General features: G+C 70.2%; 13 protein-coding genes. 3 read left to right on the top strand and 10 right to left on the bottom strand.

Features of this window, described 5'->3' with window-relative positions:
- Positions 1-4: 4 nt before the first annotated feature.
- From ACJ8AN_RS40505 to ACJ8AN_RS40495, 3 genes are read right to left on the bottom strand one after another with little or no spacing between them, the layout of a single operon-like run.
- Positions 5-1,285, bottom strand: a complete 1,281-nt coding sequence (locus ACJ8AN_RS40505; protein WP_407760986.1) for a hypothetical protein — start codon at positions 1,283-1,285, stop codon at positions 5-7.
- Positions 1,282-3,681 carry a hypothetical protein gene (locus ACJ8AN_RS40500; protein ID WP_407760985.1) on the bottom strand — a complete coding sequence of 800 codons (2,400 nt, stop codon included), beginning with the start codon at positions 3,679-3,681 and terminating at the stop codon, positions 1,282-1,284. The genes ACJ8AN_RS40505 and ACJ8AN_RS40500 overlap by 4 nt, the downstream gene beginning before the upstream one ends.
- The gene (locus tag ACJ8AN_RS40495; RefSeq protein WP_407760984.1) at positions 3,678-6,554 is read right to left on the bottom strand and encodes a hypothetical protein; all 2,877 of its coding nucleotides are present in this window, start codon (positions 6,552-6,554) and stop codon (positions 3,678-3,680) included. The genes ACJ8AN_RS40500 and ACJ8AN_RS40495 overlap by 4 nt, the downstream gene beginning before the upstream one ends.
- A 210-nt stretch (positions 6,555-6,764) precedes the next feature.
- Between ACJ8AN_RS40495 and ACJ8AN_RS40490 the strand changes: the two genes are divergently transcribed.
- The gene (locus tag ACJ8AN_RS40490; protein ID WP_407760983.1) at positions 6,765-7,388 is read left to right on the top strand and encodes a hypothetical protein; all 624 of its coding nucleotides are present in this window, start codon (positions 6,765-6,767) and stop codon (positions 7,386-7,388) included.
- Positions 7,389-7,412: 24 nt separating this feature from the next.
- Here ACJ8AN_RS40490 and ACJ8AN_RS40485 read toward each other — a convergent pair whose 3' ends face one another.
- A complete protein-coding gene (locus ACJ8AN_RS40485) occupies positions 7,413-9,362 on the bottom strand; it encodes a molecular chaperone DnaJ (protein ID WP_407760982.1) in 1,950 nt (649 codons plus the stop codon).
- A gap of 160 nt (positions 9,363-9,522) precedes the next feature.
- On the opposite strand from ACJ8AN_RS40485, the gene ACJ8AN_RS40480 reads away from it, so the two are divergent.
- Positions 9,523-9,741, top strand: a complete 219-nt coding sequence (locus ACJ8AN_RS40480) for a hypothetical protein (RefSeq protein ID WP_407760981.1) — start codon at positions 9,523-9,525, stop codon at positions 9,739-9,741.
- Here the strand turns inward: ACJ8AN_RS40480 and ACJ8AN_RS40475 are convergent.
- Entirely contained in the window at positions 9,704-10,579 is an 876-nt protein-coding gene (locus ACJ8AN_RS40475) for an MBL fold metallo-hydrolase (protein WP_407760980.1), read from the bottom strand. The two genes, ACJ8AN_RS40480 and ACJ8AN_RS40475, sit on opposite strands and share 38 nt — an antisense overlap.
- Before the next feature lie 69 nt (positions 10,580-10,648).
- Between ACJ8AN_RS40475 and ACJ8AN_RS40470 the strand changes: the two genes are divergently transcribed.
- Positions 10,649-11,434, top strand: coding sequence for a M15 family metallopeptidase (locus ACJ8AN_RS40470; protein WP_407760979.1), 786 nt, complete (start codon positions 10,649-10,651; stop codon positions 11,432-11,434).
- Between the two features lie 114 nt (positions 11,435-11,548).
- Here the strand turns inward: ACJ8AN_RS40470 and ACJ8AN_RS40465 are convergent, their stop codons facing one another.
- The 5 genes from ACJ8AN_RS40465 to ACJ8AN_RS40445 form a co-directional block, all read right to left on the bottom strand.
- Complete coding sequence (locus ACJ8AN_RS40465) at positions 11,549-11,893, bottom strand: hypothetical protein (protein ID WP_407760978.1); 345 nt, start codon at positions 11,891-11,893, stop codon at positions 11,549-11,551.
- Positions 11,894-12,010: 117 nt separating this feature from the next.
- Positions 12,011-13,045 carry a hypothetical protein gene (locus tag ACJ8AN_RS40460; RefSeq protein WP_407760977.1) on the bottom strand — a complete coding sequence of 345 codons (1,035 nt, stop codon included), beginning with the start codon at positions 13,043-13,045 and terminating at the stop codon, positions 12,011-12,013.
- Positions 13,046-13,114: 69 nt separating this feature from the next.
- On the bottom strand, positions 13,115-14,413 hold the full coding sequence (locus ACJ8AN_RS40455) for an AmpG family muropeptide MFS transporter (protein ID WP_407760976.1): 1,299 nt from the start codon (positions 14,411-14,413) through the stop codon (positions 13,115-13,117).
- Positions 14,414-14,522: 109 nt separating this feature from the next.
- On the bottom strand, positions 14,523-15,428 hold the full coding sequence (locus ACJ8AN_RS40450) for a type VI immunity family protein (protein ID WP_407760975.1): 906 nt from the start codon (positions 15,426-15,428) through the stop codon (positions 14,523-14,525).
- Between the two features lie 13 nt (positions 15,429-15,441).
- The gene (locus ACJ8AN_RS40445) at positions 15,442-16,332 is read right to left on the bottom strand and encodes a hypothetical protein (RefSeq protein ID WP_407760974.1); all 891 of its coding nucleotides are present in this window, start codon (positions 16,330-16,332) and stop codon (positions 15,442-15,444) included.
- Between the last annotated feature and the right edge of the window lie 14 nt (positions 16,333-16,346).

Here is a 16,346-nt window from a genome sequence, read left to right as displayed (position 1 = left end):
CCGTCTATCCCCACTCCAATTCCTGTTCCGTCTGCCAGAGGCGTGTCAGGGCCTTCCACCCGACATAGTGGCCGTGTGCCACGGCGTTGCGCAGCAGCCTCAACTGTTCGAGCGACCTGCGTACCGAAGGCCTCAGCCCGACGAGGTTCTCCATGAACTCTCCCAGGGTCGCGAAGGCCCAGGAGTCATTGGGCGGCGCCGGGTGGGTGGCCGGGTAGAGCTCTCGTTCCATGCTCGGGGTCGCTCCCTGGAAGCGCTCGAGTCTCACGAGCACCTCCGAGGGGACCACCTCGGGCAGCCGCTGGAGCATCAGCCGTGTCCGCTGGAGCGCCTCGATTTCGAGGCACTTCGTCAGCAGGAGCTCCGCCAGGGGCATGCAGACGAGCCGCGCTTGCAGGAACCGGCGCGCCGTGGGCGCCCTGCCTTCCAGGAGCAGCGCGCGCGCCAGCCAGGGCGCTGGCATCCCTCTCTCCATCCCGGGCCTGGCGCCTCGCGCCGGGGCCTGGGCCACCGTCTCCTCCAGCCACCGGACGGCCTGCTCCCGCTCGCTGGCCGGCAGCCGTTCCATTTCCTTCCGGGCGTGTTCGTTGAGCAGGCTCTCGCACGCCTCGTCATCCCCTGTCTTCAGCTCGCTCAACCGCGGGGCATCGCACTGCAGCACCTGCTCGACGTCACCGCCCGCCTCCCACGCGACCCTCAGGTGGAGATAGGTCCGCCACGCCGTCGGCAGCTCCGCGCCGGGCACCTTCTTCAAGGCCGCGAACTCCAGCGGGAAGCCGGTGTCCAGCACGGTCGTCGTGCTTCCGATGACCTGCCGCCGTGGGTGCAGGAGGACGAACGTCGGTGCGCTCTTGAAGCCGAGTTTCGGCACGGCCTCCGCCACCCGGCGTGCTCCGTCGATGAGCTCGCCCGGCAGCGCCGTGCCGCCCAACCACCCGAGGAACACCACGGGTCTCAGCTCGAGGGCCTCGCCGAGAATCCTCAAGAACTCCCGTTCCGTCCGGGGCGAGACGTTGAGCCACTCCTCGAGGGCGTGCCGGATGCCGCCCTGGAGTGACTCCTCGCGCAACCGCCAGATGCGCAGGTCCGACACGCCATCGTCCGCGGCGCGTGCCTCGCGGCGGATGAGGCCCATGATGTCGTCGAGATGGCCTCGGGCGACCCGCGCCGTCTTCACTCCGCCCAGCTCGAGCCAGGGCCGGCCCCGGAGCCACGTGGACATGTCCGTCGAGCCTTCCATCCGCCAGGGCAGGGTCTGGCCCGCCAGCGTCAGCTCCAGGTTCATGCCCCGAGTGCCTCGACGATCTGGAACAGCGCGTCCTGCCGTGGCAGCGGGGTCAGGTGCTCCAGGGGGAGCGCCTGGTTGCGGTCCTGTCTGAGCGGGAGCAGCCCCAGCCGCTGCAGCACCGACAGCGAGGCCGCATCCGCGGCGGTGATGGCCGGCAGCGCCAGCTCGCTCCCGTAGAGGATGGGCCAGCCCTCCATGACCGCTTCGATGAACGCCTCGCGATCGTCCGTGTCCCGGCTCGCCCGGCAGATGATCCGCAGCAGCTCGCTCTCGCGGGGCTCGAGCCTCACCGAGGGGCCGCCCTTCTGGAGGTCCTTCACTGTCTCTCCGAAGGACTGCTCGAAGGAGCTGAAGACCTCTTCCACCTCGCGCTCCGACACGTTCGCTCCATCCAGCCCCACCCGCGTGATGAAGATTCTGTCGAGCAGCCCGAGCAGGAAGGGAATGCCGCTCGTGCGCGCGAGGATGTCGCCGATGCGGCTGCGTCCCGTGAACTCGAGACCCCGCACGCGCTCGAACCACCACTGGATTTGGAGCGCCGTGAGCCGGCCCAGGGCCGCGACCTCGTGGATCCGCGCCTCCTCGGACTTCTGCCGCAACCCCCACCGGAGCAGGTCCGCGCCTCCGAGGAACAGGGGCGCGGGCAGCTTCTGGAGACGGGCCGCGAGTACCTGGACCGCCACCTCGGGGTTCGCGGCCGAGAGCGCGATGCGCGGCTCGCGGGCTCGCTGGAGCGGCTCCACCCGGGCCGTGTCGAGGATCTGCCCCTTTTCGAAGCCAAGGCGGTCCGCCACCCCCCCGGTGGGGTGCTCGATGGCCTCCGCCCACTGGGAGCAGACGATGACCGCGGCGACCTCCAGGCCGCCTGTCTCCGTGGCATCCAGCGCATAGGCGAGATCCGACAGCACCGCCCCGCCCAGCAGCGAGCGCACCCGGTCCTGCTTGCGCGGAGGGCTGACGGAGATGGCGCTCACCTGGTCCTGGATGGCCGTCGTCTGGTCCTCCTGGAGGAGGACGGGCAGGTGGTGGGGGAACTTGAGCTGGAAGCTGTTCGTCGTGGGCTCGCTCTCGATGAGCAGGGAGCGCCCGACGAAGTCGCGCAGGTGCCGGGAGATGACGTCGAGCGAGGCGCCTTCCTCTGGAGTGAAGCCGCTGAAGCCGGGGACGATCTGCTGCAGGCGCTTGAGCACGCGCATCGCCGCGTCATCCACCACGCCGCCGGGGGCGAGCTCCGAGAACTCCAGCAGCAGGGCCGAGAAGATGATGCGCCCCTGGCGGTTGCCCTGGAAGTTGTTCCAGACGACCGTGCGGATCTCCTGCTGCACGGGCTGGCTGGCGAACACCGTCGCGACGTGCTCGGGCGAGATGGCCACCGAATCGCGCTTCGCGGCCGGCGTGACGCCCTCCAGGTGCTCGAGGAGCTGCTGGCCGAACTTGATGAGCACCGCGGGCTGGTAGCCGCACCGGTAGGCGATGGCTCCGGCCTCGTGGCCCGCGTCTACCCCCAGCCGTGCCAGCGGGCCCGCGATGAGCGCGGCGGCCTCATGGGGCGCGAGGGGCCGCAGCCGCAGGACATCTCCCCAGTTGGCCCAGGCGCCCTCGGCCCGGTGGGTCACCCGGTAGCCCGAGAAGACGAAGCGGACCCGCGGCAGGTCCATCTTGTCCTTGGGCGCCTCGATGACGGTGCGCATCTGCCAGGTGAGGCACTGCTCGCGCCGGTCGTCATACGCCAGGTTCTGCTCCTCGACGAACGCATCCGCCTCGTCGAGGAAGATGAGCAGGCTCTCCGTGGGCCGCTCCTCGAGGAACCGCTTCATGGTCTGGCTCAGCCGCGCCGCGGGCGTGGCACCCTGGGAGGAGAACTCGAAGGAGAGCTCGTTGCGCATGGACTGTTCAATCTGGTCCACGATGCCGGCCTCGCTGTCGACACCGACCGCCGGGACGTAGAGCACCCGCAGGATGAGCCCCGAGGGAAGCTTCTTTCCATCCTGCGTGTCGTGTACGTGCTTGAGCAGCGCGCTCTTGCCCAGCTTGCGCCCCGAGAACAGCCGGGAGTAGCCGGCCGAGCTGAACAGCTTGTCCGCCTCATCGTTCCGGCCGACGTACATCTCCATCTTCGTGTGCTGCCCCTCCTGCGGCTCGAAGGGGGAGAACGCCCGCCAGCGCTGCTGCTCGAAGATGATCTCCAGCAGTCCCAGCAGGAGGTTGGGCAGCTGGCCGCCCGGGTTGAGCAGCCGGCAGAGATCCAGGTCATCGAAGATGGCGGCCGCGATGGACGAGCGCCGGCGGAGCTCATGCAGGAGCTCCTCGCGGACCTGGGCCGGCAGCCGCGGCACGAGCACGACCGAGATGCAGTGCTCGAACTTGGAGATGTACTCCGCCGTCCGGTTCACGAACCCGTTGTTGGTGGGGGCACGGGCGGAGTGGTGATGACGATCTCCCGGAAGCGCGCGAGCTGCGGCACGAAGGACGGATTGAGCCCTTGCTCCGCGCTCCTCCGGCGGAGCAGCTCACAGCTCATCGCCACGTCCCGCTTGCGCTTCTTGAGCTCTCCGGCGCGGCCCGTCCCGCGGCTGTCGAACACGAAGTGCGCGAGCGCGAGCCGCAGCTTCTCCTCCTGCGCGTCCGAGCCGAGTCCCTCCTTCCAGGTGTTGCGCAGCTCGTCGCCGCTTCCCGTGTAACGCAGGAGGGCTTCGGGGGCCTGGGGGAAGCGCGAGCGGGCCTGGGGCCTGGAGAGCACCGCGCGGACGCCGGGCAAGGGCAGGCGCGTCTCGCCCCCGAGCAGGGAGAGCGCATCGGCCAGACGCCTGGCCGAGAGGGCCTCCTCGAGGGCGGCCTTCTTGTCCGCGGGCAGTCCCTGGGCGCGCAGACGCAGTTGGCTCACGCTCTGGGTGAGGGCCTCGCTTCCAGCGTCGTCGAGCAGCTGTAACCAATGGGCGAGCAGCTCGGGTTTCGCGCGGTAGGGAGGCTCCGCCTGCGCGAGCGACTCGATTTCATCCAAGGCCTGCCGGAAGGAGGGGGCAAGCGGGTGCGCGACATCCGAGAGCTCGTGCCAGCGGTTCGTCCCCGTGGTGAGCAGGGTGTAGACGCGCGTCTGCGCATCCTGGAGGGCCTGGTTCGCGGCGAGCGATTCCTGGAGGGACAGCGATTGGATGTGGATGAGGAGGTCCGTGCGTCCCGCCTCGGCCAGATGGCGTGGGAGGGTCGAGACCATCGCGGAGCTGGGCTCCTTGACGGTCCGCTCCTGCATGAGGGTGGCCGCGGCGGTGACCTGGGAGAGGATGGAGCGCACTTCGACGACGGAGGTGTCCAGGCCCGCGCTCTCCTGCGGAAGGGACACGCGGGGAACCGACTCCAGCAGGGACGGACGTTCGAGGAAATCCCTCACGGTCAGCGAGAGCTCGACGCGGGCGCTCGAGTGCGCTCCCTGGACGACCCGCTGGAGCAACCGGCGGAAGAGCTCCTCCTCGGGACTCGCGAGCGCGCTGACCCGGCCGAGCGCGTTGTACATGTCCAGGGGGACGGGGACTCCCGGAGCGGGAAGCTCCACCTCGCGCTCGTGCGCCTCGAGCTTGCGGTCCGCCTGCACCACCTCCTGGGCGGCCTCCATGAGGCCGCGGAGCGCGCGGTCCATGCGCTTGCGGTCTTCGTACTTCGCGCCGCGCCTGTCGGCGATCTTCTCGTACGTTTCCTTCAGCCTCGTCAGCCGGCGGGCCGCCTCGGGCACCGCGGAGGCGCTCAACGCGTCGAACAGGGGGCGGGCCTCCCCCATGAACTCCGTCCACGCTTCGCGGCAGTGCGTCCGTTCAATCTTCCCGCCCGCCGCGCTCCAGAGCTTCTTGATTTCGTCGTGGAGTTTCTGGCGAGCGGCCTGGACGTCGCTTCTCAGCTCGTCCTGGGACTTCGTCGGAGCGTGCTGGACGGCACTGCGCAGCAGGTCGATGGGCGTGGCGACATAGAAGCCCAGCTTGAGCAGGGCCCGGATGACCTCGCGGAGCTGGGCATCCTGGAAGCTGGCGAGCTCCACGACCTCCTCGGTTTGCGCCAGGGACAGCCGCAGGGCGCCGCTGGGCCGCAGCGCCTCGAGGACCACCCGGAGCCGGGCCGCCGCGGAGGACGTGAGGGTGGAGTTGTTCAACTGCTCGATGAGGGCATGGCCCCTCTGCTCGTCGCCGCCGCTCGTCTCGAGATCCGGCCGTGCCCAGAGGGCCGCGAGTGCTTCGATGTCCTCGAGGGCGGGGGCTCCCGGGATGCCGAGCTCCCGGGCGGCGGAGGCGAACAGCCACAGGTGCGCGAGCCTGCAATCGATCAGCGCCTGGGTACTGCTGGCCAGGAGCTGCTTCGGAAAGCCAGGGTCACGCCAGGGGGCTCTTCTGAGCACCTTGTGGGGATCAAGCCAGTGGAACTGCCTGAACTTGTCGAAGGTCTGGAGGTCCTCGGGGAGGAGATTCACCGGCTGGGGCGAGCCCTGGAAGACAGCCGGGGCCACGGTGGGCCGCGGTGCCGTGACTCGCGCCTTCGGCACTTCCGGAGCAGGGGGAAACTCCAGCACGACGGTCCGCGGTGGGGCCGGAATCACCTCGGGTTCGGGCGGCGGGGGAGCGGCCGCGAGCGGCTCTTCGGGTGGCTCGGGGACTCTCTCGGGCTCCGGGGCGCTCTCGGGCTCCGGGGCGCTCTCGGGCTCCCACCACTCCCGCTCGGTCTCGAAGACGAAGCCCGCGAGCGCGGGAAGGCTGTGCTGAAGGCTCTCGTGGACCTCGGACCATCGTGGCTCGACGAGCGACCAGAACCAGCCGAGCCAGCTCTCCTCGTGCGCATCGGGACCGGGGAGCGAAGGAGGCGTTTGTCCCTCTGGCACGGACGCGGCGCGCTCGACCTCCAGATGGGCGCGTGTTCGCAGGTTCTCCAGGTACCGCGCCTTCGCGGCGATCCGGTGCCGCGCTCTCCCTTTTTCCAGCTCCCGGGCCAGGGCCAGGAGCCGCTCACGGGGGCGGCGCTCGGCGAGCCGCTGGAGCTCGGCTGACAGCGAGCGCGCGGTGGCCTCCAGCTCTTGCCTGTCCACCCAGGCCGGCAGGGGTATTCCCGCCGCGAGCGCGCGCGACTCGAGGAGCTCACGTGTCTGGGCTCCAGCGGCCAGTGCCTCCTCCATGGCCGCTTCGACCTCGGGACGGGCCACCTCCACCGCCGCGGCCAGACGTCCGACGAGCCGTTGGACGCGCTCCACGCTCGCATCCAGCTTCTCCAGGAGCCCTTCGAACCCGGTCACGAGGTCTTTTTCGGTCAACGATGGCTCTCCCCTCGAAGTCCGGGCTCATCCTAGTCAGAACCACCGCGGGACGCAGGGAAAGGGCATGTGACCTGATGCGGTGGATTTCGTGGGCCGCGTCCGGCGCCGGGCCGGGCGGGGATGCTCCTTCGGTAGTCCCGGCGCGATGCGCTATACCGGGGCTCCACGCTTCACCCGCAGGGGGACCTCGTGACGACCTCACTCCAGCCGCGCCCACGCAGTGACCTGGCCGCTGGCCGCTTCGGCCACAGCCGCTACATGATTCGCCGCAAGGTCTTCACCCTCTTCGGCGGCGCCTTCCACATCTACGACGAGGCGGGCAACGTCGTCTTCTACTCGAAGATGAAGGCCTTCAAGCTCAAGGAGGACCTGCGCGTCTTCACCGGCGAGGACATGCAGCAGGAGGTCTTCTCCATCAAGGCCCGCAACATCCTCGACATCAGCGCCACCTATGACGTCACCGACTCGGCGTCGGGCCAGAAGGTGGGCGCGCTGCGCCGCAAGGGCTTCAAGTCCATCCTGCGTGACGAGTGGCTCATCCTCGACGTCAACGACCACGAGGTGGGCTCCATCCAGGAGGACAGCCTGGCGCTCGCCATCGTGCGCCGCTTCCTCACCAACCTCGTGCCGCAGACCTTCCAGGGCTCGGTGGGCGGCTCGCCGGTCTTCTCCTTCCGGCAGCACTTCAACCCCTTCATCCAGAAGATCGCCCTCGACTTCTCCGCGGACTCCTCTGGCCAGCTGGACCGCCGCCTGGGCATCGCGGCGGCGGTCCTCCTGTGCGCGATTGAAGGCCGTCAGCAGGGCGGCTGAGCCCGCGAAGCCTTCAGTCTGGCTTCACCGCGAGGCGTCGGGGCGGAAGCGCCGCTCGATGCGCGAGCGCAGCAGCTCGAGGACCTCCTTCTCGGAGGTGCCGGCCTCGGGCTCGAGCTTCAGCGTGAGGGCGCCCTTGCCCACCGGCGTCCCGGGGGCGAGCACCTTGCCGCCCTGCACGAGCCGCAGGTGCGCGGGCTCCAGTTCCACGCCGTAGGGCTGGAGGTACAGGTCCACGAAGCGCTGGAGGAGCCCGCCCACGGTGAGGGCCTCGCGCTCCTCGGGGAGCAGCTGGAAGCCGAGGGTGGTGCCCGAGAGCCGCAGGCCCTGCTCGACGATGGTGCGCAGGCGCAGCGCGTGGGGCAGCAGTGCCTCCTGGCCCTCGGTGCGGCTGTAGAGCCAGTAGCTCTTCTGCACGTGGGCGCACAGTGGGCAGAGCAGGCCGTTGAGCTCGTCGAGCCCGCGGGTGCGCAGCAGGTGCTGGAGCAACACTTCCTCGCCGCAGCGCTTGCACTGCTCCTGGGGGCCGATGACGGCGAGCACCGAGCGGCCGCGCTCGGCCACGTCCGCGCGCTGGAGCGCCAGGGGCACGGCGGCGAGCAGCTCGGCGTCGCGCAGCTGCAGGCCGAAGCGCACCTCCTTCTTCATCACCCGCATGCCGAACTCCAGGTGGCGCGGCAGCCGCGTGAGGGCCTGGTCGAAGCCAGGGGCCTCGGGCATGTCGAGCTCGCGCAGCAGCTCATAGCGCTCGGCCCAGGCCTCGGCGGAGTCGAGTCCCGGAGGCGGGCGGCCGGCGGCCTCGGCGAAGAAGGCCATGAGGGTGAGGGCGACCTGCCAGGGCTCCTGGGAGATGGCGTCCTCGAGGCGGCGGGCGAGCTCGCGCGCGGCGGGGGTGGCGCGCTGGCGCTCGAGGCGGAGCACGCCCTGGCGGACGAGGGGGCTCTCCAGCACGGGATCGAAGGCGCGGAGCTTGCCGCGGCCCTTGCCGTTGTCGGCGAGCGTGGACATGCGCTTGTTCCTCAGGGAAGTGAGAGTGCGCGCGGCGCGCTCGAGCTGGCGCATGCGGGCGCGCGCGTCCTGGGCCAGGGAGTGGAGCTCCTCGTCCATTTCGGCGCGCGTCTCGGCGAGGTAGTCGCGGCCCTCGGCGGCGCGGCGGCGGGACTCCTCGTGGAGGCGGGCGGTGGCGGTGGAGCGGAGGCTCTCGCGCTGCTGGCGCAGGGTGTTGGCGGCGGTGGAGAGGATGCGGATGCGGCGCTCGAGGTGCGCCAGACGCTCGTCATCGGTGAGCGAGTCCGGGGCGGTGTCGCCCGCGCCCACCTTGGCGGCGATGAGCTCGAGCGTGGTGCGGTCTCCGGCCTCGTAGGCCACGTTGACGCGGGCCATGAGCGAGTCGAGCCGCGTTCGCTCCTCATCCGACTGCGCGAGGTCCGGGTGGAGCAGGCGCGCCAGCCGGCGGTGGAGCCGCTTGAGGGCCACCGTCTCGTCCTCGCGCTCGGCCAGGACGTCTTCGTCCGAGGGCGTGTCGTCCTCGGGCGTTTCCTCGTCCTCGAAGGCGTCCGCGTCCTCGTCGTCATGGAAGGAGTCCGCGGTGTCATCCTCGGAGGCGTGGGCGCGGCGCTCGGAGACGGGCGGGGTGGTGCGCTCGGCACTGGGGGGCTCCGGAGGCGGGAGGGCGGGCTGCTCGAGGAGCCGGGTGAGGGCGGCGGCGGCGTCCTGGAGGTTGCGGAGCCGGCGCAGGAGGCGCTCGGAGCGGCTGACCTCCTCGAAGGAGGCGGAGAGGGAGTCCTCGTAGGCGCGGGCGAAGCGCTCCAGCTCCAGGCTGAGCGAGTCGAGCTCGGTGTCGAGGGCCTCGAGCTCGGCGAGGAGCTCCTTGAGGCGCAGCTCGGCGCGGAGCAGGGGCGACGCCTCGGGGGGAGGCGCGACGCGGAGCAGGGCCGACTCGGGAGCGAGCGGGGCTGTCGACGAGGAGGACATGCGAGGGGGTGGGGCTGCCGGTGCAGGGTACCCGATGGCGCGGAGATCGCCCGGAAATGCTCCGAGCGCAAGTGGACGCCCGCCTGCCCTGGGGCCCTTCGTGCATGCCCGGCACGCTCCGGCCTATGCTCTCTCCACCACCGTCACCCGGAGGAGTCCCATGTCAGGGAGAGACCCGAATCGCCGCATCTATGGCACGCAGGCGCTTCGCCGCGTGGGCGGCGGTCAGGACCGCTTCGACAAGGAGGCCCACGAGGGCCCTCTCGAGTCCCCTACTGCCTCGGTGCGCGAGCAGCGCCAGTTGAACGCGCCGCTCAACCCCGAGCGCAAGAGCTTCGCTTCTAGCCTCGAGCGGCTCGCGACTCCGAAGAAGAAGTAGCCGCCTCGCCCGCCGGAGCCTCCTGCCCCGCGAGGCTCCGCCACTCCTCCTCGTCGTGGGCGCAGAACACCCGCACCTTCCCGGCCTGCGTCCGCTTCAGCTCGCGCAGCCGCTCCTGGTTGTGCAGCCGCTCCTCGCGGCTCGTCTGGATGACGTTCTGGAAGAGGCGCAGTCCCACCGGGCAGTGCGGACGCTCGACGTCCGTCTCTCCCCGGAAGAAGTACGCATCCCCCGCGTGCAGCAGCCACGAGTCTCCCCGGTCCACCGCCACCGCGCAGTGTCCTCGCGTGTGCCCCGCCAGTGGCACCAGGAGAATCTCCGGCGGCAGGCCCTCCAGCTGGCGCACGCACTCGAAGCCGAACCACGGCTCTCCCCGCGCTCGCTCGTACAGCTTCCAGTCCGGGCCGTGCGCCCACTGGATGTCGTGGTAGCGCATGCGCTCGGTGAGGCTCCGCTTCGCCACCGACGCCGCGTGCTCCGCCGCGTACACGTGCACCCGCGCTCGCGGGAAGTCCGGCAGCCCTCCGGCATGGTCCGGATCCAGGTGCGTCAGCACGATGTGCCGCACGTCCTCGCGCCGGTGGCCCAGCTTCTCCACCTGCCTCGCCACCGTCTCCTCGGGGTCCAGCTTCGGGCGCAGCGTCCCCATCTGCTTGCGCACGTCCCGGTGGGACTCGGCGTGGATGTCTTCCAGCCCCAGCGCCGTGTCCACCAGCACCAGCCCCTCGTCCGTCTCGATGAGCAGGCAATGACACACCATGTGCGCGCCCGCGTGGCCCAGCAGCAGGCCGCTCGCGGGGGGGCAGAACGTCGTCCCGTTCAGGTGATGGATTCGCATGGGCTCGCGAGCATGGGCCGCCCCGCACCGATGTCAATCCGGCGGCGCCGGGGCGGTAGGCTCGGGGTCATGCACAGCCCACTGCCCCTCGTGTTCGCCCTCGTGCTCGCCGGCAGCGCCAGGGCCGAGACGCCTCCTGCCGCTCCCGTTGCGCCTGCCACCGAGTCACCGCCGCGCGCGCTGGCATGTCTGTCGAAGTGGTACCCGGTGGAGCCCGTGAAGGTGGATGGCGCGTGGCACGCGAAGCTCGGTGGCGCCACGTACCCGTGGGACGACGGGAAGACGAAGTCCTTCGAGGAGAAGCTCGCCTCCCCGGACCTGGAGGACACCTTCTCAATCCCATACACCCCGGGCCCCCTCCAGCCGGTGACGCGCGAGAACGAGGACCCGGGCCGCATCCGCTTCGATCCGCTCTTCCACGCAACCTACGGTGACTCCGAGGCGAAGGTGGACGTGGTGGAGGTCGACTTCCTCGGGCAGAAGCTGAAGGTGAACCGCAAGGCGGCGCCGGCCTTCGAGCGCGTGGCGAAGCGGCTCGACGCGGCGGTGAAGCAGGAGCCCTCGCTGCGGCCGTACCTGAAGAACCTCGGCGGCACCTTCGTGTGGCGCAACATCGCCAACACGGACCGGCAGAGCGCGCACTCGTACGGCGTGTCCATCGACGTGAACGTGAAGCGCTCGCACTACTGGGAGTGGGCCAGGCCGAAGGAGCCGGTGCGCTGGGCCAATCAGATTCCGCGGGCCCTCGTGGAGGCCTTCGAGGCCGAGGGCTTCATCTGGGGCGGGCGCTGGTACCACTACGACACGATGCACTTCGAGTACCGGCCGGAGCTGCTCGACGCGGCCTGCCGGTAGCCAAGGTGTGCTTCCGCTCGGCGGGGCTCGCGGCGGGGCTGGCCTCGGACTTCCAGTCGCTCGAGGGCAGCGGGCCGCGGCTCTTCCTGACCTGGCGGTCCGCGTCCATATTTCTCAGTGCCCGTCCGGACGCTTGTCGGGGAAGGCGGACCAGTAGCCCTCGGGGAGCGGATTGGTGCCGCGGTCGCTGCGCACGCCGTCGCCGTCGGGAATCTCACCGATGCCGCCGTAGGCGATCTCCTCGCTGGCCTCGTGTGCGCAGTGCTGGTGGAACGCGTCGCACTGTTTGTGGAAGTCTTCCTCGGGGTCCTCCGGGTCGCTCTTGGGCAACGGGTGGGCGCCCTGCTGCTCGCGAGAGGGCTGGCCCTCGGGTTTCTCCTGCTCGTGCCGCACGTCCGTGGGGCGGCCGAACATGTCCTCGGCCGGCTGCGGGGGTGGGCGTCGGTCCTGGTTCGCCATGGTGCAATGCCTCCGTCCCATGGACGGTCATGGCTTGCCCGCCCGGCGGCAACGTGTCGCCAGGGCCAGACAGGAAGGCAGACAAGCAGCGGAGGGCTTACGGGCCCTCGTGCCCGCTCAGGGAGGGCTCATGGCGGCGGTGACCTGCGCGCGGGGCCAGAAGCGCGCCTTGAGGGCCTTGTCGGCCGCGGCCAGGCGCTGGTGCCGCCGCAAGTCATAGACGCGCGCGGCCTCCTCGCTGGAGACGAGCAGCACGTCGTCGCGCAGGAAGAGCTGGAAGCAGGCGCCGGCGGGCAGTGCGAGGCGCTCGGGCTCGGCGAGCTTCGTGCCCTCGTACCAGCGCAGGGGCTGGCAGGAGGCGGGGAGCTCGGCGAACACCCGCCAGGCGAAGAGCGGGCCGCTCGGCGTGGGGACGAAGGCCCACTCGCCCCCGTCTCCGTTGTGCTGGTGCGGACAGGCATTGCCGAGCGCCGCCAGGTCCGCGCTGCCGCCTTCCACCTCGCGCGTCACCGGGAGGGCCTCGGGGCCCAGCAGCGTGGTGGTGGGGCCGAGCGAGCGCGTGGCATCCAGGGCGTGGCTGCCGGGGCCCTCGCCCTCGTAGGCCGTCTCCTTGGACTCGAGCAGGTGCCAGCCCTCGTCATCGTGGAGGAAGGCGCGGGCCACGGCCTGCTGCGAGGGCTCGGTGGGCAGGCCCTCGGGGGAGACGAGCGCGAGCGGATGGCCCTCGGGGTCGAAGCCCAGGTCGGTGGTGTGCCCGGAGCGGGGCAGGGGCAGCTCCACGCCCTGGCCGGAGGCGAAGTCCACCACCCAGGCGCGCTCGGGGGCCTCGGCGTGGGATGAGAGCAGCACGGCGCCCCGGGTGGCCTCGTGGCTCCAGGAGAGCTGCGCCCGCTCGCACGTGCCGTCGAAGGTGAAGAGCTCGGCGCGGGCCCCGTCCAGGCCCAGCCGCACCCACCGGCAGCGCTCGGGCGGGACGGGCTCGAGGACGGAGAGGCTCGTGCCGGAGAAGCGCGCGGCGGCGGTGGTGGGCGCCTCCGGGGTGCTGGCCTCCTGCGCGGGGGCGGCGGGAGGCGGGGACTCGGGGGGCTTGGACCTGCACGCGCTCAGGACGAGCGCGGCGCACAGGAGGCTCGGCGTGGCAGGTCGGCGCAAGGGGTGCTCCAGGTGGGAAGACGCCTGGAACCTTGGCAGACCGCGGCTGCGCGGGGAACCCCTTGACCTTCAGCGCGCCACGGCGGTGGCGGGCGCGGGCGGATTCTGGGACGGCTCGGGGGCGGCGGGCGCTGGCTCCACCACGGGCGCGGCGATGCCCTCCGGGAGGAAGGTGAGCAGCACGAGCGCGGGGATGGCGAGCACCACGGTGAGGCCGAAGAAGCCGGCCCAGCCCAGGCCCTCGGCGAGCCACCCGGAGGTGGCGGTGAGCAGGCGGCTGCCGAGGTTGGCCAGCGCGGAGAGCAGCGCGAACTGGGTGGCGCTGAAGCGCTTGTTGCACAGCGCCATGGTGAAGGCGCCGAAGGCCGTGGTGGCCATGCCGCCGCACACGTTGTCCGTGCAGATGGCCAGCGCGAGCATCAGGTGGCTCTTCCCCACCAGGGCCAGCGCCAGGTAGGTGAGGTTGGTGAGGGCCTGGAGCGCGCCGAAGACGAAGAGGGCGCGGCGCATGCCGAGCTTCGCCATCAGGGCGCCGCCGAACAGCGCGCCGGCGATGGTGGCTCCCATGCCCACGCCCTTGCTGATGGCGCCGACCTCGAGGTTGGTGAAGCCCAGCTTGAGGAAGAAGGGGGTCGTCATGCCGCCCGCGATGGCGTCGCCGAGCTTGTAGAGCAGCAGGAAGACGAGCGCGAGCACGGCGCCGTTGCGGCGGAAGTAGTCGACGAAGGGGACGACGGCGGCCTCGGCGAGGGTGCGTGGCGGACGGTGGTTCTCCGGCTCGCGCGCCACGAAGGTGGCCACCACGCCCACCACCATCAGCGAGGCCATGATCCAATACGTGCGCGACCAGCCGATGAACTGCGAGAGGCTGAGGGCCAGGGCGCCCGCGGCGATCATCCCGAAGCGGTAGCCCATGACGAAGGTGGCCACGCCGAAGCCGCGCTCGGCCTCGGAGAGGGTGTCGGTGCGCCAGGCATCGGAGACGACATCCTGGCTGGCGGAGAAGAAGGCCACCAGCAGGGCCAGGGCGGCCATGGCGACGGGCGAGTCCTTGGGATTGAAGGTGCCCATGGCGGCGATGGCGCCGATGAGGCCCACCTGCGTGACGAGCATCCACCCGCGGCGCCGGCCCAGGAAGGGCAGCGACACGAGGTCCATGAGGGGCGCCCAGAGGAACTTGAGCGTGTAGGGCATGCCCACCAGGGTGAAGATGCCAATCGTCTTGAGGTCGAGGCCCTCGTTGGTCATCCACGCCGAGAGCGTGCCGCCCACGAGCAACAGGGGCAGACCGGAGGAGAAGCCGAGCGCCACGAGGAGCCAGGCGCGAGGGCTCTTGAGGACCTGGAGCAGGGAGGGCTTGGAGGACATGGGCAGGGGCACAGAATACCGGCCCTGGGACGGAATCCATCCTTTCCGTCGACTCTGCGTGAAACACAGTGTCCGCCCGGTTGCTGTCCGAGCCCGCGGCCGGGGCTCTTCAGTCCAGGAAACGGCGTTCCCAGCGGGTGAGGGCCTCGGGGCCGGGTTTGCCCAGCATGGATTTACTCAGGAAGAGGTGCGGTTCGAGGATCCGGGCGAGCGCGCGGTGGAGGGGGAGCGAGTGGCCCGCCTCCAGGTCGCCCGTCTCCGGCGCATCGCCGAGGGTGATGAGGACGCGCTCGCCGCTCATCTCATGGAGGGAGATGCCCGGGAGGTCGAGGTGCTCGCGCAGGCCGGCGAGCCCTCCGAGCTTCCCGAGCACCGGTTGGCCGAGGAAGTTCATCCAGTGCACGCCGTCCACCCAGGTGTTGATGTGATGGATGTTGCCGTGGTCCCACGCGACGTGCATGCCTGGGTAGCGTGGGCAGATGAGCGAGAGGGCCTTCTCCAACTCATGCCGGGACGAGCAGAGGACGAAGTCCGCGTACCCCGAGTTGAAGGGCAGTGCCGCCGCCAACTCGAGCGCGAGCGCATGGATGTACTTGGGACCCCGTTCCACCAGGAACCCGGTGGGCATGCGAAAGTACAGCACGCTCACGTCATCCTTCCGGAAGGGCCAGGGGACAGGGATGGTGCCCAACCCTCGGTAGTTCGCGCAGAACCCCGCGAACCGGCGGTAGTCATCCACCATTTCGATGAATGCGCTCTGGTTGGGTTCTGGCTCCAGCGTTCGCTTGCGGATTCTCGTCCAGGTCGCGTCATCGAGGGGTTCGTCTTGTCCCTCCCCGATGTTGAGCCGTGTGAGTGCGTGAGGACGTATCCGTTCCCGGAAGAGCTCCAGGGCGCGGATGGCGGCGGTGGCGAGCCGCCCATGAGGGTGCTGCATGTAGAAGTTCATGACCAGGGCATCGCTCGCGTGGACCCCGCCACGCCAGTCGCGGTGCACCAGATTCGGGTAGTGCATGGGTCCTCCCGTTCTACTTCGGGTTCAGTTGCACGCCCTCTCGGGGTGACACGAGCAAGGGAGTGACCCCGAGGGCGTGCTCATAGAGCTCACCCTGCGACAAGTCTTCCCAGGGCTCGTCCGTGTACCACGTCCATTGGGCACCATTGCTCTCCGGGCACGGAAACTTGAGATCGTACACGTGCATGATGAAGCCCTGCGCATCCATGAGGACGAGGTCCGGCTCGATGGTGCCCTTCAGGCCCTTCCAGCCCTGCGTCGCCACGAGTTCCTTTACGTGGGCCTCATCCAGGTACTTCCACTCTCCGGTCCGTTCATCGAGCTGGAAGCGGGGGTTCAGGAGGTAGTTCTTCTTCGGTAGCAGCTTGTCCAGGGCCTCGCGCAGACATGGCCAGGCCTTCTCGTGCTTGAAGAGTCCCAGGTACATGGCCCACGTCGTCCGGTCGCCTGTCTTGAGCTGCTGGCAGAGCTCCCGGTCCGGCTTCCCGCCATGGAAATGGTAGTCGTTGACTTCCTGGTCCGCTTGGCGGACGCACTTCACGACGGCCTGCTCGATCTTCGCGAGCAGGTCCGAGGCCAACTCCGAGCCGCGGCGCTCGGCGGAGTTGATGAAGAGGGGCTGCGCCGCCAGGGTCGTGGCGGTTCCAGCGGCGATGACCTTGTGTGCCAGGGACGCAGTGCGCGCGGTCTGCTCGGCATGCCGGGCCAGCTCGGACGTGCCGGTGCAGCGCTCCCACTGGCCGGGGTTGTGCTTGAGACAGCACTCGGGCGACAGGTCCCGGGGGCCGCATTTCCCCACCCCCTCCAACTCGAGGACGTCGTCCGGCTCCATCCGGCAGCCCGCCTGGAGCACGGCCAGGAGCACGAGGAGTCGCAGGGGCCCACGTCTCGCGGTATGCCGCATGGCCCTCACGATAG

The organism is Archangium sp., from assembly GCF_045802675.1.
Taxonomy (GTDB): Bacteria; Myxococcota; Myxococcia; order Myxococcales; family Myxococcaceae; genus Archangium.
Note: the sequence above shows the minus strand (reverse complement) of the source record. Positions and strands in the feature narration are given on the sequence as shown.

What these genes read in the sequence shown, in the direction of transcription:
- ACJ8AN_RS40505 (WP_407760986.1), bottom strand. Translation starts at nt 1,285, where the DNA reads ATGAACCTGGAGCTGACGCTGGCGGGCCAGACCCTGCCCTGGCGGATG.
- ACJ8AN_RS40445 (WP_407760974.1), bottom strand. Translation starts at nt 16,332, where the DNA reads ATGCGGCATACCGCGAGACGTGGGCCCCTGCGACTCCTCGTGCTCCTG.
- ACJ8AN_RS40475 (WP_407760980.1), bottom strand. Translation starts at nt 10,579, where the DNA reads ATGCGAATCCATCACCTGAACGGGACGACGTTCTGCCCCCCCGCGAGC.
- ACJ8AN_RS40470 (WP_407760979.1), top strand. Translation starts at nt 10,649, where the DNA reads ATGCACAGCCCACTGCCCCTCGTGTTCGCCCTCGTGCTCGCCGGCAGC.
- ACJ8AN_RS40485 (WP_407760982.1), bottom strand. Translation starts at nt 9,362, where the DNA reads ATGTCCTCCTCGTCGACAGCCCCGCTCGCTCCCGAGTCGGCCCTGCTC.
- ACJ8AN_RS40480 (WP_407760981.1), top strand. Translation starts at nt 9,523, where the DNA reads ATGTCAGGGAGAGACCCGAATCGCCGCATCTATGGCACGCAGGCGCTT.
- ACJ8AN_RS40465 (WP_407760978.1), bottom strand. Translation starts at nt 11,893, where the DNA reads ATGGCGAACCAGGACCGACGCCCACCCCCGCAGCCGGCCGAGGACATG.
- ACJ8AN_RS40450 (WP_407760975.1), bottom strand. Translation starts at nt 15,428, where the DNA reads ATGCACTACCCGAATCTGGTGCACCGCGACTGGCGTGGCGGGGTCCAC.
- ACJ8AN_RS40455 (WP_407760976.1), bottom strand. Translation starts at nt 14,413, where the DNA reads ATGTCCTCCAAGCCCTCCCTGCTCCAGGTCCTCAAGAGCCCTCGCGCC.